Genomic DNA, 23,220 nt, shown 5'->3' on the forward strand with positions numbered 1-23,220 from the left:
GATTTATGAACAAAAAAGAAACCATCATTGATGGTTTCTTTCGGTAAGTCCCGTCTAGCATTGCCCTCAATGAGGAAGAGAACCGCTTAAGCCCGAGTCATTATATAAACCATTTAGCACGTAATCAAAGCCAGGCTGATTCTGACCGGGCACTTGGGCGCTGCCATTATTAAAAATCACTTTTGCGTTGGTTGTATCCGTGTCCGCAGGCAGCGTCAGCGTGTAAATTCCGTCTGCATTTTTAGTCATTGGTTTTCCAGGCCAAGATCCGGTCAATTCAATTGCTCGGCTCCCATCATGTTTATAGATATAAGCATTTACCTGGCTCCAATGATTCGGATTTTGATAGCCGATGGTTTTGGCCGACGCTGGATCTCTTTTAACAAAACTGTATTTCTCGGTCCTCGTTACACCATCACTGTTCGTTCCTTTTAACATGATGGTGTATGTTTTGCCAAATGGATCTCCTTTTCCGATTGTGAATTGATCTCCATCCTTAAACGCTGTCTCTGGTCCATTATTGATTTGATAAACGGCTTTTGTTGTATTCGCATCTGCACGCAAGGTAATCGTCAGTTGATCATTGAAAGAATGTGTTACACCTGTTTTGTAATTCTCAAGGAAAACATGAGGCGCTTTTGCAATATCATCAGGATAAAGCACAGCTACAGATCTGGCATTGATCGTGCCTGTCAGTTTACCATCATTCACTTGAAATGAACCTGCCCCAGCTTTATTGTCATACCTGCCATCAGGCAATTTTGTTGGCGTATTGATAGAAACAGAGGATGAACCTGCATTTGCCAGCACAACGCCATGTGAGCCGCGCTGATTCATAAATATCTGGTTGTTTCCATTTGGGTTCGAGAGTTCCTCAGGCTGTCCAGCCATCACATTGTGAAATCTATTGACCGCAGTGATAGCCTGATCTTCAAATAAAGCACTCCCGCGATCGCCTATTTGGCTTTTCCCCGGGAATCTCACACCATTTCCGCCTCCCTCAGGTCTGGAAAAGAAAAGAGGCGTACTGCCTGAACGAGAAGCTATCACCGCCCAGCCTAAACGGATATCATCATCGCTCATCCATGTCGACTCTTCTTCATCATTGGCGTACGTATCATGCGACTCCACCCATGTCACCAGCTTGTCCGCAGACACATCAGATGCATAGTGGGAGAGATTCGACACGCCCAGATTGCGATTCTTTAAAGCGGACCTTATGGAATGTCCATAGTTAGACGCTGTCACATTCATATAATTCGCATATGCAGCATCCCTGGAAGCACTATCCTGCAGGATTTCTCCGTATTGGAACTCTGCAGCTGTATTTGTGATATTCGGCCAAAATTGACTGCCGTAACTGCCATCATCCGGAAGCTCTATATGTTTGGCGGCATCAAAGCGAAAACCGTCTGCCCCGTCATTCAATGCTCTTTCTAAGAACCGTTTCAAATAGGACTGTACTTGTGTATTTTGTGTATTCCAGTCATACAGCCCGAGCAATGAATTCTGCGTGACATCCCATCGATCCGACCAGTTTTTAATTTGTGTGTTTCCATGTGTCCAGTTTGGAATACTCTTAATCTCATTGGAAATCGCGGCATAGTCACTGGTGGTATGATTGATGACAGCGTCAACAATGACCTTTATGCCATATTCTTCAGCGGCTGCACACATTTCTTTAAATTCTTGTTCAGTTCCTAAGTAACGGTTGCCAATTTGGTACGATGTCGGCTGATAGAGCCAGTACCAGTTCGACATGCTTTTATTTCCTTGGTTCCCTTCCTTGACTTGGTTAATCGGAGACGTCTGAATCGCTGTATATCCTGCATCATGAATATCCTTCATATTGTGTTTTAACGTATTGAACGACCAATTCCAAGCATGAAGAATGGTTCCGCTTTTGATCGACGGTGCTGTCAGCTCATTCGATTTGTTCGCCGTTTCAGCACTCGCAGCCGCCGGTCCTGCCAGAACCAAATGAAACAGCAATAAAAATCCAGCGAATAACGGCAGTAAAGAGGTTTTGAATCGTTTTGCAAACATTCTTGACACTCCTTATTTGATTTTTTGAAGACTTACTTCGGAGTCAAAAATCCCTCTTACTTCATTCTTCCGCTTCCTCCTTTCAAACTGATGTGAAGACTGGATAATTTTGTTAACGCTTACATTTTAAATTATCACAATCACTCTATCAAAACAACTTGGCAGAGTGAATACAAATCAATGTTCCTATAAAAAAGCCGCCCGAAACTGTGAACGCTTCCCTCGCTTTCCAAACAAAAAAAAGAAACCATCTATTTTTCAAGATGATTTCTTTTTTACTTCTTCTTTTACAGCTCTTCTGTAAGCCAGCTTCACAATCACATACCGAAGCAGAAACAGAACGCCGCCGCAGACGATAAAAAGAAGAATCATTTTCAGCCAAGCGAAGAATGTATGGGGAATCCCCCTGTCGTACATCGTAAGCACCACTACCGCAAAGGCGACCGCAATTGATTCTATTCGCTGCTGCTTCACCCGTTTTTGCAGTTCTTCTTTGGTGTCTAATCTCGGCATGAGCATTCCGGATGCCGCAGCCCTGATGCAGTAATATAAGATAATGATGAACAAAAACACAAGGCTTGCAGCCCATTCTTTAAACGGAAATTCAAACATAATGCCGCGGATGATCACATCAAGCAGCGCAAATGCTCCCGCTATCATCCCAATCTCCGACCAGATTTTTTGTTCTTTTTCTTTTACTCTCTTATTTTTCCCATTCACGCCTGAAAGTCTATTACGCAGATTATTCATGACCTTCCTCCCGCACTTTTACGAATGGCTTATGGCTTACATGTTACAATAACAGCCTGCGCTTCTGCAATGAATAACTCAAAAGCCCGCCGTACAAGCCGGCGGGCAGCAATCGTTAAAACGGCCCCCAATTGATCATGACGCCGATCACGATAAAGACAAGCCCGATCAAGAACCAAATCAGAGCAAGCGGCACCATAAACCGCAGCCACTTGACATACGGAATACCGCTGGCGGCAAGCACCGCCATGAGAACGCCGGATGTCGGGTTCACACAGTTGACGACCCCTTCTCCAAGCATAACCGCCTCAACCGCAACCTGTCTCGTGATTCCCATCAAATCAGCGAGCGGCGCCAGGATTGGAATAAATACAACGGCTTCGCCAGAACCTGAAGAGATGAGAAAATGAAGCAGCGCACTGGCGATATACATGCCGATTGCCCCGGCAATCGGGCTGAATCCGTCCAAAAGTGAAGCCAAAGCATTGACGACAGTATCGAGAAGCTTTCCATTTTCAAGGATAACGGAAATGCTTCGTGCCATCCCGACAATCAGCGCCCCGTATACAAGACTTTGGCAGCCCGTAATGAAGGTTTTGGCAATATCGTTCGCCGCAAGTCCGCCTATTAAACCGGCAAGGACAGAAATAAAAATAAATGTCGCAGCCATTTGGGAATCTGACCAGCCAAGCTTCAAAGCGCCGTATAAAAATCCGACAAGTGAGAGTCCCGCCACAGCCAAAATCAGCTTATGGCGAACGGTAAACGGCACTGACTGATCTTCTTCTTTACCGGCTTCGCCCATTCCTGCCGCAGGGAACCAATCTGTTCCTAACACACTGGCATCTTTTGATTTTTTTAATTTTCTCGTATACAAATAGATATAAATAATAGAAGACAGCAAAAAGCATATGTATATCACAACTCGCAGGCCGATTCCTGAGAAAAGAGGGAGCTCCGCGATTGATTGTGATAAACCGAGCGGTGACGGTGATAATATGGTGGAGTTAAATCCAGCGTAGCAGCCGATGTATATAACAGCGGCTCCCGCGACTGCGTCCCATTTTAAGGATCGTGCCACAATGAGGCCGATGGGGATAAAACCGATAACTGAATTCACGACAATCCCGGTTGTTCCGAGAATGGAGAACAATGCGCCGACAATACAAATAAATAATAATTGCTTTGTGCGGAACTTGCTGATGACATTGTAAATCAGTCCGTTGATGGCTCCCGTTTTTTCTAAAATGGCAATGGTGCCGCCTGTGAATAAAATCAGAAAGATGATTGGCGCTGATCCAACCATTCCATCCTGTAGAGAAGTAAAAAAGCTGATCAAGCTGACCGGAGACTGTTCAATTGAATGATAGCTTCCCGGCACCGCAGTCGTAATATCTCCCTTTGTTACGCGGTCAAATTCTCCCGCCGGCACAACATATGAAGCAACGGCGCAAATGAAAGCAATGATAAATAAGAGGACATAGGCGTCAGGCATTTTAAATGTCGTTCGTTTTTTCTTAGGCTGTGTTTCGGCTGCTGGCATACTCATGTTCGATCCATCCCCTCTGTTTGAATATATTCATTATTCTGAAAAGTTGCAATATGTGCTATATTATATACAGCCTATCTTCCTGTTTCAATATAAATAAAGTAAAGAAGGTAAAAATTCATTCTGATAGAAGGAGGTATTTCTAACCATGCAAAAGCTTTCAGAAGACATGAAACAAACCATTATGGACATCTTCGACCATCTGCACGCGAACCCTGAAGTCAGCTGGAAGGAATATGAGACAACTTCATTTTTGAAACAAAAGCTTGAGGATTTAGGGTGCCGGACGCGCACGTTTTCAGACTGCACCGGGGTTGTCGGTGAAATCGGCTCAGGCTCACCTGTTGTAGCGGTACGCGCTGATATTGACGCGCTGTGGCAGGAGGTTAACGGCACATTTCGCGCCAACCATTCCTGCGGACACGATTCACATATGACAATGGCATTGGGCACGTTAATGCTGCTCAAAAAACAACCTGAGCTTCCGAAGGGCACAATCCGTTTTATCTTTCAGCCGGCAGAAGAAAAAGGCGGCGGCGCCTTGAAAATGATAGAAGAAGGCGTGCTTGATGATATCGACTATTTGTATGGCGTTCACGTCCGTCCGATTCAGGAAACACAGAACGGCCGCTGCGCTCCGTCTATTCTGCACGGATCAAGCCAGCACATTGAGGGAACGATCATCGGGGAAGAGGCTCATGGCGCCCGTCCGCACCTCGGGAAAAACAGCATTGAAATTGCGGCATTTCTTGTACATAAGCTCGGACTCATTCATATTGACCCGCAAATCCCGCATACCGTCAAAATGACAAAACTTCAAGCCGGCGGTGAAAGCTCTAACATCATTCCAGGAAAAGCATCGTTCAGCCTTGATTTGCGCGCACAGACCAATGAAGCCATGGAGGCGTTAATCGCCGAAACAGAAAGAGCCTGTGAAGCGGCCGCCGCTGCATTCGGCGCAAAAATCGAGCTGCAAAAAGAACACAGCCTTCCTGCGGCAACACAAAACAAAGAAGCTGAAGCGATCATGGCAGAAGCCATTACAGATATCATCGGGGCTGAGCGGCTTGATGACCCGCTTGTCACCACCGGCGGAGAGGATTTCCATTTTTACGCCGTGAAGGTGCCGAATCTGAAAACAACGATGCTCGGACTAGGCTGCGGGCTCCAGCCGGGGCTCCATCATCCGCACATGACCTTTGACAGAAACGCGATGTTCAATGGCATTCACATTTTAGCGAATGCCGTATTAAAAACTTTTCAAAAGGCTGATTCACCCGCTGCCGTTTACGTAAAATAACGCAAAAAAAGCAGCCTGACACAGGCTGCTTTTTTGATTACTTCTTCAAATCTTCAATTGAGTTGACATTTTTCATATATTGAGGAACAACAAGCCCCATCTTCACACCAGTCATACTGGTGCCAATATCATCATATTTGCCTTTATATTTAGCGGCGTATGCTTTATGGGTATTCGGCAGCCATGCGGAAAGGGATGCATCCGCACTTCCCGTCGCAATTGCAGTCCACATCGGCCCAGCCTCTACCTGAGTAAGTGTTACCTCATAGCCCAAGTCTTCTAAGACTTTGCCTATGACGTTTGTACTTGCAATCTCACTGTCCCACGCCACATAGGCGAGGTTGATTTTGTCTCCCTTCACCTTTTGAACGCCTTTTGTCCATTCGGCAATCTGATCCTTGTGTTTATTGACGTACTCAGCAGCAACTTTGGCAGGTTTCTCGCCTTCTTCCACCTTAATCATGATTTCGCCCATTTCGTCCTGCGTCCATTTAAACTGGCTCAGAAGCTTTGCGGCATTCGGCTGCTCTTTGCTGAAGCCTTTGCGTGTGATCGTATGGATTTCCTCTGCGCTGCCATAAGATTGTTTCGGATCATCGAGATATTTCAGCTTATATCTGGAGAACATCCAGTGCGGTGTCCATCCTGTAATGATAATCGGTTTCTTACGGTCGTATGACTTTTTAAGCGTAGCGGTCATCGCAGCACTTGACGCTGAAATCAATGTCCAGTCATTCAGGTCATAATCCTTCATCGCTTTGTCAGTCAGGGACATAATCCCTGAACCGGGGTCAATCCCGATGATGGTCTTATTCACTTGTTCTGCTGCGGATGCATTTTCATCGTTTTCTGAACCGCAAGCCGCAAGTGAGAGCGCCAGCATGGCGGAAACGCCGATGCCGATGATTTTTTTAAGCATCAGGCATTCCCCCTGCTTTTCTTCTTCACTTTAATATTTTGAGTAATACGGTCCAGGGTAATGGCAACGATAACGATGGCGATACCGGCCTCTACTCCGACCCCGGTTTTCAGCTGTGTAACGGCACTGTATACTTCAGAACCAAGTCCCGGTGCACCGACCATTGCGGCGATAACAACCATTGATAACGCAAGCATGATGCTCTGGTTAATTCCGGCCAAAATCGTTTTTGTCGCAAGCGGAAGCTGAACTTTAAATAAACGCTGAGCTGTTGTAGAACCGAATGCCTCAGTCGCTTCAATCAAATCCGCCGGCACTTGTTTAATACCGAGAACAGTCATGCGGATTGTCGGCGGCATCGCGAAGATAACAGATGCAACAACACCCGGCACAACACCGATGTTAAAGAAGAAAATCGCCGGCAATAGATATACGAAAGCAGGCATTGTCTGCATTAAATCAAGAATTGGCGTTACAATACGGCGAACCGTTTCTTTCTGAGACGCCCAAATTCCGATCGGAACCCCGACCACAATCGAAATAATCACAGATGTCAAAACAAGCGCCAATGTTTGCAGCATTGGGTCCCAATATCCTAAATAATCGATCAGGAGGAATCCAATCAACGTAAATAACGCAATTCCCCTTGTACTGATCCACCACGCAAGTGCGGCGAAAATAATCGTTAACAAAATAGATGGAATAAATCCAAGACCGGTGACAATTCCATTTACAAAAGCGGCCAATCCGTTAGCGATTCCGTCGAAGAATCCGCCAAACGTCATCGTAATCCAGTCAACAAAACGGTCAATAATATCTGCTAAAGGTATTCTAGGCAGTCTATCCATCTTATTTCACCTCCTGTGCAGAAGGATCTTGTGTTTGTTCGTTAGTGCCTTCAGCATTGATATACTCGTTATTGCCGGCAAGTGCGCCAATCAGCGCGCCTCTTACGACAATTCCTTTCATTCTTTGCTTCTCATCCACAACCGCAATTGGAATATTCGCATCGGACACAACGTCAAAAATCTCAGTCAGATACGTATTCTCTGGTACAGTCGTAAATTCTGTATTCAAGATGTCTTGAAGTGACAAATCAGACTCAGCCGCTTTTTTCGCATCAGACGCATAGATAACACCTAATAATTTCTTTTGTTTATCCACTGCATAAATTGAAGAAATTCCAAGGTTTTTCATCAGTGTCAATGCTACGCGAGGCCCTTTATCAATCCGCACTGTTTCAGCGCGTTTCATAATGTGGCCTGCTGTGAGGACTTTAGACAAATCAACATCTTCGACGAATTTCTCAACATATTCGTTAGATGGATTCATCAGGATTTCTTCAGGCGTGCCGATTTGAACGATGTTGCCGTCCTTCATTAGGACAATTCTGTCGCCGATCCGCAACGCTTCGTCCAAGTCATGCGTAATAAAGATAATTGTTTTTCCGACATTATCGTGAAGATCAAGAAGCTCATCCTGCATATCTTTACGAATCAGTGGATCGAGCGCACTGAACGCTTCGTCCATCAGAAGGATGTCCGGATCATTTGTCAACGCGCGGGCAAGGCCGACACGCTGCTGCATCCCGCCGGAAAGCTGGTCTGGATATTGGTGTTCAAATCCTTCCAGTCCAACGAGCTTAAGAGACTCAAGCGCTTTTTGCTGCCGCTCTTGTTTGTCTACACCTTGAAGCTCCAGTCCGTATTCTGTGTTTTCAAGTATCGTTCTGTGCGGGAACAGAGCGAACTTTTGGAAGACCATGCTGATTTTCTTCCGGCGGACTTCCCGGAGCTGGTCTTTAGACATATTTGTTATCATGTCACCATCAATGTAAATATTTCCGGCAGTCGGTTCAATAAGCCGGTTTAACATCCGTACTAAAGTTGATTTACCGCTCCCTGATAGACCCATGATGACAAATATCTCACCATCATATACTTCAAAATCTGCCTGATTAACACCAACGGTTGATCCGGTTGCTTTCAGGATCTCTTTTTTTGTCTTTCCGTTGGCAAGCATTTGAACTGCCTTCTTTGTTTGTTTCCCAAAAATCTTAGAGACTTTCTCGACTTTTATCTTAATTGGTTTCTCATCTACACTCATATTTTCCCTCCATATTAAGCAATCTTTATTACCGTAACATTTATGTAACTTCCCACACAAACAGCATATTCTCTTTTATTCTGTACCATTTCTTTATAAACATCCATGTGACCACATGATCTTATTTATGCTTCTAAATGCTCTGTAATCCTCCTATATGATTGTATTTTACGGGTGATTTTTCTCCTATCTTTAGTTGAAAACGCTTTTATTGGAATTGAATTCCTCCTTCCTCTTATGACTTCCTGCTCCTTTACTGGAAAAATAAGTTGCTTTTCCAACACCCATTATGTATTATAGTTTCATGACTATGAAACAATCAGATGATCAAATCAGAGCGCAAATTTTTAAAGCACTGTCTGATGAATCAAGGCTTGCCATTATTCGTACGCTTTATGTCAGCGGAAAAGAACTCAGCTGCGGTGAAGTAGGTGAAAAGTGCAATATTGTCAAAACCACGGCATCTTATCATTTTAAAACGCTGCGTGAAGCGGGATTGACGGCAACCCGGAAAGATTCGCGGACAAAATACGTCAGTCTGCGTGAAGACACATTTCAAACATACCTGCCTGGCTTTTTGGAAACCCTCTAACAAAGGGTTTTCTCTATACATATCTGTTTCATAGTTTCAAAGTTATAAAACAATAGGAGTGATAAAATTTGAATCGCATTTGGCTTTTCTTCAGTGTCATGTTTGTCATTGGCACGGATACCTTTTTGCTTTCGCCGCTTCTCCCCCTTTTACAGAATCAGTTTCATGTCTCTACTGATTTGTCAGGCTGGATGGTCAGTGCTTATGCACTCGGTTATGCGCTCTTCGCTTTCATTGCAGGCCCAATCTCAGACCGGCTGAACAGGAAAACAGTCATGCTGTGGGGACTTGCAGGCTTTATCGTATCCACGTTTTTATGCGGCATCGCTCCCTCTTTTGCCGCCATGTGCCTGTTCCGTTTTGCCGCAGGCGTTAGCGCTGCGTTTGTGACGCCTCAAATTTGGGCGTCCATCCCAGTCATTGTCCGGCCTTCTCAGATCATAAAAGGCATGGGGATTGCGACAGCAGGTTTGGCCGCTTCACAAATGCTCGGACTTCCTATTGGAGGGTTTCTCGCTTCCTTTACATGGCATACGCCATTTTTCGTTTTGTCAACATGCTCGCTTATTCTACTATTGATCCTGGCGGCGGTCATGCCTGATATCCGGCCTTCTGAACCATTGGCGCGACCATCAATTGTCAACCCCTATCGGGAGCTTTTTTCATTGCCGAAAACATCGGTCATTCTGCTTGCCTATTTTCTGTTTCAAACCGGAAACTTCGCTTCGTTCAGCTTTCTGGGTGCTTGGCTTTCCGCGGATTATCATTTAACCGTGTCACAAATTGGCGCAGCTATGCTTGTACTCGGACTGGGAAATATGCTCGGGAGCCTTATCGGCAGCCGGGTTTCAGAAAAGCTGGGCATGTTTAAAACACTGATCAGCGGGATGCTGCTAATGGGCGCTCTCTATTTCGCTCTTCCGTTCTTTCCAAACTTGTTTTTAGTAGAAGCCAGCTTTTTTCTCACGTTTTTTACAGCTGGCATCATCTTTCCGTTAATGATGGGTGTCTTTCAATCCATTGCAGTAAATGCGCGAGGAACCATCGCTTCCCTTTCCAATGCCGCTATGTATGCCGGAACCACTGTCGGTACAAGTATTGCAGGTTTTTTATATCAAAGCACACAGCATTTCGGAGCTGTCACAGGATTTACTGCCATTCTGTTCATACTTTCTATGACGCTCTACCAGACAATTAGTAAAACCGGGAAACGCCAATCCGCAGCCCGGGCGCAAATGTAAAAAAAAGCACCTCATTCAAGAGGTGCCTCAGATTGAAAACCCTTGAAGTCTAGGAAGGACGAGCATAGGAGCGGACATTCACAGGATGTGATGACGACGGCGTTTAGGCAGGACGCCTGAGAATTTAGCCGTTGATCCACTTCGCATTGAGCACCGAAGCGCAGTCCTGACAACGAATGCGAGGGTTTGTCGACACGCTGAAAGCACCTCTTAAAAGAGGTGCTTTTCCTATTCTAGCTCAGTTTGTTTCGTTTCTTTCCCCATAATCAAAATACAAGCAACCGCGAGTAAGATTGCAATGCAAAAGATTGAAAAGATGACCGAAAACGAAATATGACGGGCTGCGAGCGTTCCGACGAGCAAAGGCCCGAAGATGCCGCCGATTCTTCCAAACGCTGCTGTCGTTCCTGAACCTGTTGCTCGAATCGCAGTCGGGTATTGCTCCGGGGTATAAGCATACAACACGCCCCATGCACCGAGATTGAAAAACGATAACAGCATTCCAGCCGTAAGCAGAAGACTTAAGGAATCCGCCGTTCCGAAGAAATAGGCGCTTCCTGCTGTGCCAATCAAGTAAACGACGAGTATCCACTTCCGGCCCGCTTTTTCAATCAGCCATGCGGCAGAGAAATAGCCAGGTAGCTGAGCAAGCGTCATCAGCAGGACATATTCAAAGCTTTGAATCATGCTGAAGCCTTTCAGCAGCATGACACTCGGGAGCCATAGGAACATGCCGTAATAAGAAAACACCACACAGAACCAAACGATCGACAGCATCACCGTCGGCCGTATATACTGTCTTGCCCAGACGCTTTTTACATTCTCCCACACCGACCTCTTTTTGGCAGAAAGCGATTCATATTTCGGCGAATCAGGCAGACTCGTCCGCAGGTACAGCGCATAAAAAGCAGTCAGCGCAGTTAACAGAAGGGCAGCCTGCCAGCCGAAGCTTGGTATCACAAAGTAAGAAATCAAGGCCGCTGCGAGCCAGCCAACGGCCCAAAAGCTTTCCAAAAGCACAATCACTCTGCCCCGCTTTTCAGGCACAACCGCTTCCGAAACGAGTGTTGAAGCGACTGGAAGCTCGCCGCCAAGTCCCATACCAATCACGAAACGAAGGATTAGAAATGCCGATAAGCTCGTCACAAAAGCGGAAATGCCGCTTCCGATGGAAAAGCATAAAAGGGTGATGATGAACACTTTTTTGCGGCCGATTCGATCAGCAAGCAAACCAAACAAAAACGCACCCGCAGCCATGCCGATGGAATTGACGCTTCCGATCCATTTCATTTCTTCGGGCGACAGATTCCACTCTACATGGAGCGCGGCGATAATAAACGATAATATTCCGACATCCATTGCATCAAACAGCCACCCCAAACCGGCGACGCCCAGCAGTTTACGCTGGGATATAGGCTGTTGTTTTCCCATTGCCAACACCTCTGATATGCAAAATGATTACCGTTTAAGTTTACACCTGTCTTTACACGTTGTCATTAACTAAATGATATAATTGAAAAACCCCGCTTATGTTCCACAAGCGGGGTTTTTATTATTGCTGCAATGCTGCTTTTTTAATATTATCCTGAAGCTGTGCAATTCGTCTCGCGCCGTCTTCGCGGAGGCGTTTGTTTTCTTCCTCGATTTGTTTTGTTTCCTGCATGCCGCTGACAATCGTGTTCCAAGACGATTCGATCGTTTCAATATCTATGCTCGGTCTGCCGGCCATTCTGGCAATTTCAACACTTTGGCTTGAGATGTTTTCAGCATTTCGTTTCAGCATCTCGTTTGTCCGGCGGTCAAGCTCGCTCATGGAATCAGCCACAAGCTTTTGCCGCTTTACCGTAACAGCCTGAATAATGCCGTTTTTGAAAATCGGAATGGTAATGATAAACGCGGAGTTGATTTTCCCGATCAGCTTTGCATTTCCTCGCTGCAGGAGACGGATTTGAGGTGCGGTTTGAAGCGCCACCATCCGTGCCATGTCCAGATCATACACCCGTTCCTCAAGCGCCTGAATGCCGTTGCGCAACGTATCGAGCTGCATTTGCGCCAGCTGGTTCCCGCTTGCCGCTTTTTCCTCATATGAAGGAAGGATCGACTGCATCTCTTCCAGTTTCATCTGTCCGGCAACGACGTATTTTTCAAGCTCCATATAGTATTTGATATTGTTTTCATACATTTCATCGAGCGTGTAGTTCGTCTTCGTCATCTCATCTTTGTATTTTGAAATCTCAACGTGGATTTTTTCAATCTCTCCGCCAAGTGTCTGATACTTTTTAAAGATTTTTTCAATCATGCTGCCGCCGCGTTTGAAAATTTTCGCCATTAATCCCTTTGGCTCATCGAAATCATTTTTGTCGAAGCGGTCCATGATTTTCCCAAGCTGAGTCAGCATTGTGCCGGAGTCTGTCACGCTTGTTGTTTTCATCATCCCTAAGATGCGGTCAGAGAACTTGGATATTTCAACGGCCGGCTCCTTGCCGTACTCAAGCAGCTCCATTTGGTTTTTGACGTCAATTTGTTGAGCAAGCCGCTTCACTTCTGGTTCCTGACGGAGCTGAAGACGGATATCGTCAGCTTTTTGCTGGGAAATCTCTTCATTTTTATCGAGAACAAGCGGATTTTGATTTTCTGTTGTCATGCTTTTCTTCTCTCCTTATTTTTGGGTAATGGTTCTGAAGAGCCTTTTCACAAGCGAAGGCTCTTTGTAGTCCTGCTGAAACACCATGTCATCCAGCCAGTGGATATCATACTGGTCCTCTTCAATAAACTGCTCAATATCCTGGTGTCCGGGCGGATTATAAATGATGATATCGATTCCGATTTCATTCAGGAACAGCAGGGCAGCAGCATCCGAACGCGCGAGTCCGCCGCTCATTTCCGTATGATATAAAACGAGTTTCGGAACGGTTTGCGCATAGTCGAACATTTGAATCAATTTCAGCAGATTAGCAGGCAGGTTTGTTGTTTGTTTAAACAAATAGATTTGAACATCCTTGACTTGTTCCTGATGCAAAGCTTTAAGCCGCGGGTGCCTGCACATTCTCGAAATCGTTTTGGCAATGGCAGTCTGAACGCCCGCCGGCAGCTGTTTGTACTGCCACACATTGCTTGCCATCAGCTTGTCCGGATCAATGTTCCCTTCTTGATCAAGTGCGTGGCTGTAGTGAAATTGATAGTTCGACTTTATTTCTTCTGTAAATGGAAAGCTTCTGACCATTTCGGTTTCCTGATAATCCGCTAGAGTATGAAGCCTGTTCCAATATTCCTTATTGTCTTTCGACACGCCCATAATTTTGGCGAATACATTCGGAATCTCAATGGAATGTTTATCAGCTTTGAAATTCGGCCGAATAAAGGCGCGTTCTTTCGTGATTAAAAACAATTCATCATAGGTCGTTTTCAGCGTAACGGACACCGGTGTGTGATCTCTGAACTGCCACGGCTTATACAGCATGGATTCCTCGTGATTCAGCACATGTTCAATTTCCTTTGTTGAGCGGTAAGCCACTGTTGATTTCCGGTCTGGTTTTTCTTTCGGAAACGGCTGAAGCTCAGAAACATCCGGGAGCTTTTCCGTAAAACCGAGCTCCTGCTTCGGGTCGACAAGCGCCAGCTGATCGATTCCCGCCGGATGGAACAGTAGTACATCACAGCCGACCAGCATCAGATAATATAAGAAATAGAGCTGGCTTTTCGTCGCATCTCCATACCAAACAATCTTCGGCATCTCCCGCTCTATATCGGTTTTTTCCAGCCAAGGATTCAGATGGTTTAAGGAAAACTTCGAGACATCAAGCAGCACTCTGCGAAAATCAGGATGATTCAGCCCCTTTTCATGACTGTCCGCAAAGGTATGTAAAAGCGTCATCAGCGCTTTTCTTAAATGGCGGTGCATCAGGGGATTTGAGTGCTTCGCAATCAGCTTTTCCCCGTCCAGAAAGGCAACAAAGCGGCTGACTGACAGCCCTTTTTCTTTCTGATTGATGGAATGAATATGCTGAAGCTTTTGAAATGTTTCCGGTTCGATTGTTTTATCAAGCGTTTCACTCAAAATCGTTATGCGGTCGTTTACAGACAGCTCATACAGCTCGTTATAGTAGTCCGTCTCATCAATAGGCGTGCCCAATATCTGTCCGGCAAGACGGGAAAAAGAAAGGCCTTGTGCAGTTTCATAGTGATCCCGCTCCGGCAATGGCTGAAACAGCAGGCTTTTCCAATCGCCATCAGCCGGAAGTGCTTTATGAATGGTTAGTTCTTCTTGTCTCATCATATCCTCCTTTCCGGTTTGTCATTGAACGATATTTCGGTAACAAAAAAGGAAGGACATTGAACCTCCCTCCTTGTTTTGTTTTATTCTTCTTTTGAAGCGGCTGTTTGTTCGCGCACCTGCTTTTGTTTATTGATGTAGTGAATGATCAATGTTACCGCAAATGCAGCGATAATGATAATGAAGAATACAGAGTGCGGCATTTCGTAATGGAAAGCGCTCCCCGCCATTTTCAGCGCGATAATGCCGATTAACACGAATGCTGTGTTTTCCAGCTCAGGAATTTTATCAATCAGCACAAGGAACACTTTTGCCACTGTACGCATCATTAAAATACCAAGCATACCGCCGATCAGAAGCACCCATACTTTTTCAGATACTGCAAACGCGGCTAGGATGCTGTCCACAGAGAAGGCAAGATCCATTAATTCTACTGAAATGACAGTCGCCCAGAAGATCCCGAACGTGCGGACCATCCAAGAGTTTTTCTTCATGCCGTCCGCTTCCTCTTCTTTTTCGCCTATCCAGAAGTGCTTAATGACGAGCCAAGCCAGGTAAAGCGCGCCAAGCACCTTGATCCACCAGAATTTAATGAGAAGCATACCGAGCCCGATGAAAATAAACCTGAAAATATAAGCTCCAAACAAACCATACGTTAACGCTTTTTTCCGCTGTTTTTCCGGCAGGTGTTTAACCATGACCGCAAGAACTAGCGCGTTATCGGCCGATAAAAGGCCTTCCAGAACAACAAGGGAACCGATCAAACCCCAAGAAACAGGATCAGTCAGAACTTCCCCCCACATTTTCCAATCGAAAAATGAAGCATACGTAGACAAAATATGATGTAAAAAGTCCAAGTTTTTTCCTCCTATTAATTTGAAACGGTGACTTCTCTATTTGTCACTCGCTTACACTTGCAAACCGTAATTCCGGCACAATGCAGCCAGCCCGCCGGAAAATCCGCTGCCGATCGCATTGAATTTCCACTCGCCGCCGTGTCTGTAAAGCTCACAAACGACAACAGCTGTTTCAATGGAGAAGTCTTCTCCCAAATCGAAGCGAAGAAGCTCATTCTGCGTTTCTTCATCCACAACGCGGACAAACGCATTGGAAACTTGTCCAAAGTTTTGGCTGCGTGCTTCAGCGTCGTGAATGGTCACTGTGATGCCGATTTTCTCAATGTGAGCCGGGATTTTTGAGAAATCAACGATAATCTGCTCATCATCTCCGTCGCCCTCACCCGTGCGGTTGTCACCCGTATGGATGACACCGCCGCTCGGATGTTCAAGGTTATTATAGAAGACGAAATCGAGATCATTTACGCAGTTATCATGCGCATCAACTAAAAAGGCCGAAGCATCCAGGTCAAAATCGTGTCCGCCGGAGTACTTGTTTGTATCCCAGCCTAAGCCGATCACCGCTTTTGTCAGTCCCGGATTTGTTTTTGTTAAATCAATGCGCTGTCCTTTTGATAATTGAATGGCCATACTGCCTCTCTCCTTTCTGCTCTTCGTATTTGTCTTAACCGACTTGCAAACCGTAGTCTGTTGCAATGCGGGCAAGGCCGCCTTGGTAGCCTGAGCCGATTGCGGAGAATTTCCACTCGCCGTTATGTCTGTAAAGCTCCCCTGCAATGATTGCCGTTTCAATAGAGAAATCTTCTGCAAGATCGTAACGGATGAGCTCTTCATTTGTTTCTTCATTTACGATGCGGACAAACGCGTTTGATACTTGTCCAAAGTTTTGGCTGCGCGCTTCTGCATCGTGAATGGTAATAACAAATGAGATTTTATCAATGTTTGCCGGTACAGCGCTGAGATTTACTTTTACATTCTCATCGTCGCCTTCGCCAGCACCAGTCAGGTTGTCGCCTGAATGAACGACTGAACCGTTGCCGCCTTCAAGCTGGTTGTAGAAAATAAAGTCGTTTGGTGACGCGCATTTGCCTGCGGCGTCTAACAGAAACACACTTGAGTCAAGATCAAAGTCGTGTCCGCCGTCATACTTGTTCGTATCCCAGCCTAAACCGACAACAACCTTTGAAAGACCCGGATTTGTTTTTGTTAAATCTACTTTTTGTCCTTTTGCCAATGAAATTGTCATGTTTCATCCACTCCTTTTCTTTTATACGTATCGGCTGATAATATCTTCTAATCTCGTATCGTTTGTGCCTTCACCGATCGCCGCAAACTTCCACTCACTGCCGCTGCGGTAGATTTCTGCTGTAATCAGGCTTGTTCTGCCGGCGTAATTGTCTCTCAAATTGTACTTGAGCATTTCCTCGTGATTAGATTGATCAACTACGCGGATAAACGCATTTTGAATCATGCCGAAATCTTGTTTTCTTCTGACACAATCGTAAATGTTCACTACAAATACAAGCTTATCGATGTTTCCAGGCACTTTATCTAAATCTATCATAATTTGCTCGTCATCGCCCGCACCGTCACCCGTCAGGTTGTCGCCTGTATGCTGTACACCGCCGCAGCGGCTTTTCAGGTTGCCGAAATAAATCAGGTTTTTCTTATCGGTGAATTTTCCGTTTTCCAGCATCAGCACTGAAGCGTCACAGTCGATATTCGGACCGCCTCCGCCAAGCAGTTTGCTGAAGAATCCTCCGCCTGAGGACACTGGGTCCCAGCCGAGACCGACCATCAATTTTGACAGACCGGCTTTTCCTTTTGTTAAATCAATTCGTTGACCTTTTTCTAAAGAAATTGCCACACGATTCACTCCTACTCATCGAAATGTGAAGATAGTCACATTTATTTTTACGCTCACAAGGAAAATAAGCCGTAAATTACTAATATATACGTTTGTTATTATATCAAAGTTTCGTAAAAGTTAAGAATAATTGACGAAAAACCTCGAAAAAAAACTTCCATATTTGATATATGATTTGCAAATGCTATAAAGTGCGCTTCTTAAACAAACCATTTGACGCGGGCAAGTCATTTTGCCTATTCTGGTGTCACCATCTAAAAACAGACAGAAAGGAAGCGGCCTTTTGATTCATTTAAGCATACTTGATCAGGCACCTGTTTCTAAAGGAGAGAGCCCTGTGACAACTCTTCAGCATTCGGTTGAGCTTGCTCGATTTAGCGAAGAGTGGGGCTATAAGCGTTATTGGTTTGCCGAGCATCACAGCACGAAAGGACTGGCAAGCACAGCGCCTGAAATCATGATCGCCCGCATCGCAGCACAGACAAACACCATTCGTGTCGGATCAGGCGGCGTGCTTCTGCCCCAATACAGCCCATTTAAAGTGGCTGAAACCTTTCGCCAGCTTGAGGCCCTGTATCCAAACCGGATTGACCTCGGCGTCGGTCGTTCCCCCGGCGGCACGACAAAAACCAGGCTTGCATTAACGGACGGGGTGAAAAAAAGCTTAACCGAATTTAACAGACAGCTGCAGGATGTCTCTTATTTTCTAACAGATTCCCTTCCTCCCGACCATCCGTATGCCGGAATCAAAGCGGCGCCCCTTATTGGTACGGCACCCGAGCTATGGGTGCTCGGTCTTGGTGAAAACAGCGCAAGACGCGCGGCGCACCAGGGGATTGGATATGTATTTGGGCATTTCATTAATCCCGAGCGAGGAGAAAATGCATTCCGCATCTACCGGGAAAGCTTTCGGCCCTCAGCCCATTTTTCGAATCCATCCGCACTGTTTACGATTTTTGTCATTTGCGCAAAAACAGATGAAGAGGCAGAAGAACTCGCATTAAGCCAGGATTTGTGGCTTCTTCGCGTCGGAAAAGGCTTGGACAGCCGCGTGCCAAGCATCGAGGAAGCGAAAGCTCATCCCTATACAGCTTCCGATAAAAAACTCATAGAAGAAAACAGAAAGCGGATGGTGATCGGTTCTCCAACCACTGTCAAACAACAGCTGTTAGACCTCACAGGCCGCTACGAAACAAATGAAATCATGGTTCTGTGCAATGTGTTTGATTTTGAGGCGAAAAAAGAATCTTATGAGCGCCTTGCCGGATTGTTTCTATAAAAAAAGCAGTTTTCCCTAGGGAAAACTGCTTTTCATGTTATCGGCTTCTTTTTTTGCGCTGAGCTTCTTTTTTGATAAACGTCCAAACTCCCTGAACTGCAAATCCGATTAATAGCAAAACGATCAATAGAAGGGTAATAGACGGACCTGGCGGCGTCCCGAGCTGATAGGATGATGTCAGTCCCGTAAATACGCTGAATAATGAAATGAGTATGGCTGTAATGAAAACCATGTTAAAGCCTTTTGCAATTCTGATGGCGAAGGCTGCCGGCAATACGAGCAGGGCCGATACAAGAAGGACCCCGATGATCGGAATAATGACTGAAATCGCAAGGCCTGTGACAATACTGAATGACAACGAGAGAACGTTTGTATTGATTCCCGATGTTTTGGCTGTTGCTTCATCAAACGTCAGCAGATAGAGCGGCCTTCTCAGTACGATAAAATAAAGCAGGATCAGCAGTGTGATAATACTGATAATATAGACCTGCTGCTGGTTTACTGTCACAAGCGATCCAAATAGGTATTGATCGATGCTCATATTGGCTGTGCCTTTGGAAAGGCTGATTAAAAACATCGCGAAGGACAAACCAGCTGCCATTAAGATGGCAATGGACACTTCTGAATAAGTCCGATACGCCCGCCGCATGTATTCAATTCCGATCGCGCCGATGGTCACGACGACTATGCTTGCTGCGGTTATATTGGTGCTGAGAAAAAAGCCGATGGCAACACCTGACAATGAGATATGTGAAAGTGTGTCAGCCATTAAGGCCTGTCTTCTGAGAACGAGATACACTCCTAGTATCGGAGCCATGACGGCGATCATGCCGCCTGCTAGAAAAGCTCGTCGCATGAATTCCAAGTCAAACATTTCCATCCGCCTTTTTCTCCTCTCTCTAATCGAATCACTTTATCTAAAAATTGCTGTACTTCGTTTTGTTCGTGAGTAACCATCACAACTGTGCGGTTGTGATTTTTCACAAGGTGATGCATAAATTCGTAAAATCCTTTTCTGCTGTCGTAATCAACAGCTGTCGTCGGTTCGTCCAGCATCAGCAGATCCGGGTTGCTGGCGAGCATTCTGGCGATACAGATTTTCTGTTTCTGTCCGCCTGATAAATCACCGATTTTACGATGGCGGAGCTCCCACATTTCCACCATTTTCAGTGCTTTTTCTACTTCAAGATGATCTTCTTCATTTAAACGTTTAAACCATTTCCCTTTTGTATAGCGGCCTGACTGAACAAGCTCCAGCACCGTGCTCGGAAAGCCGGCATTAAATGAAGAAATTTGCTGCGGGACGTACCCTATGGTCAGGCGTTTCCCTTCTGTATTCCTTTTACTGATCGTCACTGTGCCTTCCCACGGTTTCAGCATGCCGAGCATTACCTTTATGAGCGTCGATTTAGAGGCGCCGTTTGGTCCAGTGATGCCGACGAACTCACCGCTTTCAATATCAAGTGATACTTTATCTAAAACAGGCGTATGGGAATAGCCGAAAACGATATCTTTCAATGAGACGAGATTCATGTTAATCTTCCTTTCTCACAAAGAAATAGTGTGCACCCTCCGGCGCACACTATCTTATGATTTAACCAATAGTGAATCTTTCAGGGCATCGAGGTTTTGTTTCATAATGTCGATATACCCTAAACCTTTATCCTGTTCTTCTTTGCTCAAGCCTTCCAGTGTATTCAGCACTTCTGTCTTCGCGCCGATTTCATTGGCGAGCGTATCTGCGACCTTTGAGGATGCAATTTCTTCAAAGTAAATAACTTTTACATTATGTTCTTTGGCATATGTTTTCAGCTTTGCCAAGCTGGCTGCGCTCGGTTCTTGGTCAGGTGACAGCCCTGCAATCGGAACCTGCTTCAAGCCGTATTCTTTTGCCAGATAGCCAAAAGCTGTATGCTGCGTGATAAATTCTTTTTTCTCCGCTTTTTTTGCGGTTGTACGATATAGTTTATCAAGATCCTGCAGTTTTGCAATATATTCTTTACTATTTTTCTCATAGTATTCTTTGTTATCCGGGTCCTGCTTCACGATTTGCGCCGTAATATTTTTAACTTCCTTCTGTGCCAGAACAGGGCTGAGCCATACGTGAGGGTCCATTGCATGACTGTGCTCATGCTCCCCATGATCATGCTCTTCGTGTTCTTCTTCAGAGCCTTCCATTAAATCAATGCCTTTGCTTGCATTAACGAAAACGGCATGGCCTTGGCCCATGCTTTTTTCAGCTGACGGAACCCATGTCTCCATGTATTCACTATTATAAACGAACAAATCAGCATCCTGAATGTTAGCAATGTCTTTCGGCGTCGGTTCCCAATCATGCGGTTCAACGGAAGATGGGATTAACAGATCCACATCGCCTTTGTCTTTTACAATTTGTTTTGTGAATTCATACATCGGATAGAACGTTGTGACAACGTGCAGTTTATCACCCTTTGAATCCGCCGACCCTTTTGTTGATGAGTTGCCGCATGCTGCAACTAATAAAAAGCACGCTGCAATCACAAACAAACCGCTCCATTTTTTAAACATATCGTATATCCCCTCTTTTTCAGTAACTTTAAATCAAAATGATAACGATTTTGTAATCCTATATCATAATAAACCGAAGTCATTACGTTTTGCAAGAATAAATTTCATTTTCATTTATTCTTCCCGCCTGCAGAGCGAATATATGTACTAAAAAAACCCGGCTAAGAATGCCGGGCTACTTCAATCATTAGTTTGTTTTGTCCAGAAGATAGACCCTGCTCTCATAAGGCCGGAACACCATTTCGTCAGCAAGATCATCGTTGTTATAATTGCTGAGAAGCAGTGAGGCCTGAGCTTTGCCGCAGTTCTTAGGCCACTGAAAAACAGCCTGCTCTTTTGAAAAATTATTGACCGACAAAAGCTGCTGTTTACTGTTTTCTCTCATGTATACAAACAACTGCGGATCGTCCGGAAGCAAAAGATCAAAGCTCCCTTTCATGAGGTCAGCGTACTGCTTTCTCAGGCTGATCAGCTTTTTGTAATAGTTTAAGACAGAATCAGGATCTCCCTGCGCTTCCTCCACATTGATTGCGGTGAAGTTCGGATTGACCTTCAGCCAAGGCGTGCCGTCAGTAAATCCGGCATTTTTGCCGCTGTTCCACTGCATCGGGGTCCGGGCGTGATCCCGGCTTTTGGCTAAGATCGATCTCATCACATCATTTGGATCATAGCCTTTTTCAAACACCCGTTTATGATACATATTGATCGTTTGGATATCTTTGTAGTCTTCAATCCGGGTGAACGGCGCGTTTGTCATCCCGATTTCTTCTCCCTGATAAATATACGGCGTGCCCTTCATAAAATAAAGTACGGCTGCCAGCATTTTCGCTGATGCTTTGCGGTATTCCCCATCGTCTCCGAATCTGGACACAATCCGGGGCTGGTCATGGTTGCACCAAAACAATGTATTCCAGCCTTGATGCTCAAGCTGCTTTTGCCATTTTGTCAAAACCGATTTTAAATCAGAAAGCTCAAGGGGCTTCAAATCCCAATGTTCTTTTCCGGGCTGCTGATCAAGCTCCATATGCTGAAAGTGAAAAATCATATTCAGCTCATGCTTATCTGTTCCCGTATATTTCAGGCCTTCTTCCGGTGTGACACTGCCGACCTCTCCGACAGACATGACATCATATTGGGAAAACACTTCATCTGTCATTTCTTTTAAATAGTCATGGATTCGTTCGCCATTTGGCTGAAAGGGCTTCGGCTCTGCCTGCTGATTGATATAGTCCTCATACGAAGGAAGATATTCTTTCTTAGAAATGAGATGGAGCTGATCAATTCGCAAACCGTCGACCCCTTTATCGAGCCAAAATTTCATCATGTCATACACCGCCTGGCGAACTTCGGGATTTTCCCAGTTTAAATCAGCTTGTTTGACGGCATTCATATGGAGATAGTATTCTCCGGTGTGCTCCTCGTATTGCCAGACCGGGCAGCCATAGTCTGACAGCCAGTCTGTCGGCGGGCCGTTCTTTGTGCCGGGACGCCAATAATAATAGCTGCGGTATTTGCTGTTTTTGTCCAGCTCCGCTTCTTTAAACCACGGATGCTCGACCGAGGTGTGATTTAACACAAAGTCCATCACCAGCTTTAATCCCCGCTGATGCACCTGGTCCAGCAGCTCGTGAAAATCGTCCATTGTTCCGTAAGAATCCATAATCGCCTTATGGTTTGTCACATCATAGCCGTAATCAACATTCGGAGAAGGATAGATCGGGCAAATCCAAATCACATCTGCCCCGAGTTCCTTTATGTAGTCAAGACGGGAAATAATCCCCCGCAAGTCCCCAATTCCGTCTCCATTGCTGTCCTGAAAGCTTCTCGGGTAAATTTGGTACACCACTGCATCCTTCCACCAGTCCGTTTTCATCCCGCAATCCCCCTGTTTTGT

Annotated in this window: 20 protein-coding genes and 1 pseudogene; 4 read left to right on the forward strand and 17 right to left on the reverse strand. The window is 45.4% G+C overall.

Annotation, left to right across the window (positions count from 1 at the left end):
* Window positions 1-66: 66 nt before the first annotated feature.
* The 3 genes and pseudogenes from amyE to M1D94_RS19545 form a co-directional block, all read right to left on the reverse strand.
* Entirely contained in the window at window positions 67-2,046 is a 1,980-nt protein-coding gene (gene amyE, locus M1D94_RS19535; protein WP_286317442.1) for an alpha-amylase, read from the reverse strand.
* A gap of 148 nt (window positions 2,047-2,194) precedes the next feature.
* Window positions 2,195-2,796: pseudogene (locus M1D94_RS19540) on the reverse strand (DUF6773 family protein).
* A gap of 115 nt (window positions 2,797-2,911) precedes the next feature.
* On the reverse strand, window positions 2,912-4,345 hold the full coding sequence (locus M1D94_RS19545; RefSeq protein WP_119898978.1) for a YfcC family protein: 1,434 nt from the start codon (window positions 4,343-4,345) through the stop codon (window positions 2,912-2,914).
* A 148-nt stretch (window positions 4,346-4,493) separates the two neighbouring features.
* Between M1D94_RS19545 and M1D94_RS19550 the strand changes: the two genes are divergently transcribed.
* Window positions 4,494-5,645, forward strand: a complete 1,152-nt coding sequence (locus M1D94_RS19550) for a M20 peptidase aminoacylase family protein (protein WP_456270315.1) — start codon at window positions 4,494-4,496, stop codon at window positions 5,643-5,645.
* A gap of 37 nt (window positions 5,646-5,682) precedes the next feature.
* Here M1D94_RS19550 and opuAC read toward each other — a convergent pair whose 3' ends face one another.
* The 3 genes from opuAC to opuAA are packed head-to-tail and all read right to left on the reverse strand — an operon-like array spanning window position 5,683 to window position 8,670.
* Window positions 5,683-6,564, reverse strand: coding sequence for a glycine/proline betaine ABC transporter substrate-binding protein OpuAC (gene opuAC, locus M1D94_RS19555; protein WP_003246462.1), 882 nt, complete (start codon window positions 6,562-6,564; stop codon window positions 5,683-5,685).
* Window positions 6,564-7,412, reverse strand: coding sequence for a glycine/proline betaine ABC transporter permease subunit OpuAB (gene opuAB / locus M1D94_RS19560; protein WP_003234703.1), 849 nt, complete (start codon window positions 7,410-7,412; stop codon window positions 6,564-6,566). Before opuAB ends, opuAC begins: the two co-directional genes overlap by 1 nt.
* 1 nt (window position 7,413) lies before the next feature.
* Window positions 7,414-8,670, reverse strand: coding sequence for a glycine/proline betaine ABC transporter ATP-binding protein OpuAA (gene opuAA, locus M1D94_RS19565; protein WP_003246301.1), 1,257 nt, complete (start codon window positions 8,668-8,670; stop codon window positions 7,414-7,416).
* A 289-nt stretch (window positions 8,671-8,959) separates the two neighbouring features.
* Here opuAA and M1D94_RS19570 point away from each other — a divergent pair, with 289 nt between their 5' ends.
* Both M1D94_RS19570 and M1D94_RS19575 read left to right on the forward strand, forming a co-directional pair.
* Complete coding sequence (locus M1D94_RS19570; RefSeq protein ID WP_010886398.1) at window positions 8,960-9,262, forward strand: ArsR/SmtB family transcription factor; 303 nt, start codon at window positions 8,960-8,962, stop codon at window positions 9,260-9,262.
* A gap of 68 nt (window positions 9,263-9,330) precedes the next feature.
* Window positions 9,331-10,503, forward strand: a complete 1,173-nt coding sequence (locus tag M1D94_RS19575; protein WP_064672033.1) for an MFS transporter — start codon at window positions 9,331-9,333, stop codon at window positions 10,501-10,503.
* 228 nt (window positions 10,504-10,731) lie between these two features.
* Here the strand turns inward: M1D94_RS19575 and niaP are convergent, their stop codons facing one another.
* The 7 genes from niaP to M1D94_RS19610 form a co-directional block, all read right to left on the reverse strand.
* Window positions 10,732-11,934 (reverse strand): niacin permease NiaP, encoded by a 1,203-nt coding sequence (niaP, locus tag M1D94_RS19580; protein ID WP_015715206.1) that lies wholly within the window; start codon window positions 11,932-11,934, stop codon window positions 10,732-10,734.
* A 121-nt stretch (window positions 11,935-12,055) separates the two neighbouring features.
* Complete coding sequence (locus M1D94_RS19585; protein WP_003234715.1) at window positions 12,056-13,147, reverse strand: toxic anion resistance protein; 1,092 nt, start codon at window positions 13,145-13,147, stop codon at window positions 12,056-12,058.
* A gap of 15 nt (window positions 13,148-13,162) precedes the next feature.
* Window positions 13,163-14,776, reverse strand: coding sequence for a YceG family protein (locus M1D94_RS19590; protein ID WP_014478749.1), 1,614 nt, complete (start codon window positions 14,774-14,776; stop codon window positions 13,163-13,165).
* An 83-nt stretch (window positions 14,777-14,859) separates the two neighbouring features.
* Window positions 14,860-15,633: a TerC family protein gene (locus M1D94_RS19595; RefSeq protein ID WP_003246458.1), complete on the reverse strand. Its 774-nt coding sequence runs from the start codon at window positions 15,631-15,633 to the stop codon at window positions 14,860-14,862.
* A 51-nt stretch (window positions 15,634-15,684) separates the two neighbouring features.
* The gene (locus M1D94_RS19600) at window positions 15,685-16,263 is read right to left on the reverse strand and encodes a TerD family protein (RefSeq protein ID WP_003241242.1); all 579 of its coding nucleotides are present in this window, start codon (window positions 16,261-16,263) and stop codon (window positions 15,685-15,687) included.
* Between the two features lie 34 nt (window positions 16,264-16,297).
* A complete protein-coding gene (locus M1D94_RS19605; RefSeq protein WP_003234723.1) occupies window positions 16,298-16,879 on the reverse strand; it encodes a TerD family protein in 582 nt (193 codons plus the stop codon).
* A gap of 21 nt (window positions 16,880-16,900) precedes the next feature.
* Window positions 16,901-17,500 carry a TerD family protein gene (locus M1D94_RS19610; RefSeq protein ID WP_003234725.1) on the reverse strand — a complete coding sequence of 200 codons (600 nt, stop codon included), beginning with the start codon at window positions 17,498-17,500 and terminating at the stop codon, window positions 16,901-16,903.
* 283 nt (window positions 17,501-17,783) lie between these two features.
* On the opposite strand from M1D94_RS19610, the gene M1D94_RS19615 reads away from it, so the two are divergent.
* Window positions 17,784-18,779 (forward strand): LLM class flavin-dependent oxidoreductase, encoded by a 996-nt coding sequence (locus M1D94_RS19615; RefSeq protein ID WP_038828536.1) that lies wholly within the window; start codon window positions 17,784-17,786, stop codon window positions 18,777-18,779.
* A gap of 37 nt (window positions 18,780-18,816) precedes the next feature.
* Here the strand turns inward: M1D94_RS19615 and znuB are convergent, their stop codons facing one another.
* From znuB to M1D94_RS19635, 4 genes are all read right to left on the reverse strand, one after another.
* On the reverse strand, window positions 18,817-19,659 hold the full coding sequence (znuB, locus tag M1D94_RS19620) for a zinc ABC transporter permease ZnuB (protein WP_003246340.1): 843 nt from the start codon (window positions 19,657-19,659) through the stop codon (window positions 18,817-18,819).
* Window positions 19,617-20,312 (reverse strand): zinc ABC transporter ATP-binding protein ZnuC, encoded by a 696-nt coding sequence (znuC, locus tag M1D94_RS19625; RefSeq protein ID WP_014475714.1) that lies wholly within the window; start codon window positions 20,310-20,312, stop codon window positions 19,617-19,619. Before znuC ends, znuB begins: the two co-directional genes overlap by 43 nt.
* A 54-nt stretch (window positions 20,313-20,366) precedes the next feature.
* A complete protein-coding gene (locus tag M1D94_RS19630) occupies window positions 20,367-21,326 on the reverse strand; it encodes a metal ABC transporter substrate-binding protein (RefSeq protein WP_038828539.1) in 960 nt (319 codons plus the stop codon).
* Window positions 21,327-21,513: 187 nt separating this feature from the next.
* On the reverse strand, window positions 21,514-23,199 hold the full coding sequence (locus M1D94_RS19635; RefSeq protein ID WP_449237459.1) for a glycoside hydrolase family 13 protein: 1,686 nt from the start codon (window positions 23,197-23,199) through the stop codon (window positions 21,514-21,516).
* Between the last annotated feature and the right edge of the window lie 21 nt (window positions 23,200-23,220).

The organism is Bacillus sp. JZ109, assembly GCF_053903135.1.

Excerpts from the sequence above, each read along its gene's own strand:
- amyE (WP_286317442.1), bottom strand. The coding sequence starts at position 2,046 with ATGTTTGCAAAACGATTCAAAACCTCTTTACTGCCGTTATTCGCTGGA.
- M1D94_RS19545 (WP_119898978.1), bottom strand. The coding sequence starts at position 4,345 with ATGAGTATGCCAGCAGCCGAAACACAGCCTAAGAAAAAACGAACGACA.
- M1D94_RS19550 (WP_456270315.1), top strand. The coding sequence starts at position 4,494 with ATGCAAAAGCTTTCAGAAGACATGAAACAAACCATTATGGACATCTTC.
- opuAC (WP_003246462.1), bottom strand. The coding sequence starts at position 6,564 with ATGCTTAAAAAAATCATCGGCATCGGCGTTTCCGCCATGCTGGCGCTC.
- opuAB (WP_003234703.1), bottom strand. The coding sequence starts at position 7,412 with ATGGATAGACTGCCTAGAATACCTTTAGCAGATATTATTGACCGTTTT.
- opuAA (WP_003246301.1), bottom strand. The coding sequence starts at position 8,670 with ATGAGTGTAGATGAGAAACCAATTAAGATAAAAGTCGAGAAAGTCTCT.
- M1D94_RS19570 (WP_010886398.1), top strand. The coding sequence starts at position 8,960 with ATGTATTATAGTTTCATGACTATGAAACAATCAGATGATCAAATCAGA.
- niaP (WP_015715206.1), bottom strand. The coding sequence starts at position 11,934 with ATGGGAAAACAACAGCCTATATCCCAGCGTAAACTGCTGGGCGTCGCC.
- M1D94_RS19585 (WP_003234715.1), bottom strand. The coding sequence starts at position 13,147 with ATGACAACAGAAAATCAAAATCCGCTTGTTCTCGATAAAAATGAAGAG.
- M1D94_RS19590 (WP_014478749.1), bottom strand. The coding sequence starts at position 14,776 with ATGAGACAAGAAGAACTAACCATTCATAAAGCACTTCCGGCTGATGGC.
- M1D94_RS19600 (WP_003241242.1), bottom strand. The coding sequence starts at position 16,263 with ATGGCCATTCAATTATCAAAAGGACAGCGCATTGATTTAACAAAAACA.
- M1D94_RS19605 (WP_003234723.1), bottom strand. The coding sequence starts at position 16,879 with ATGACAATTTCATTGGCAAAAGGACAAAAAGTAGATTTAACAAAAACA.
- znuB (WP_003246340.1), bottom strand. The coding sequence starts at position 19,659 with ATGGAAATGTTTGACTTGGAATTCATGCGACGAGCTTTTCTAGCAGGC.
- znuC (WP_014475714.1), bottom strand. The coding sequence starts at position 20,312 with ATGAATCTCGTCTCATTGAAAGATATCGTTTTCGGCTATTCCCATACG.
- M1D94_RS19630 (WP_038828539.1), bottom strand. The coding sequence starts at position 21,326 with ATGTTTAAAAAATGGAGCGGTTTGTTTGTGATTGCAGCGTGCTTTTTA.
- M1D94_RS19635 (WP_449237459.1), bottom strand. The coding sequence starts at position 23,199 with ATGAAAACGGACTGGTGGAAGGATGCAGTGGTGTACCAAATTTACCCG.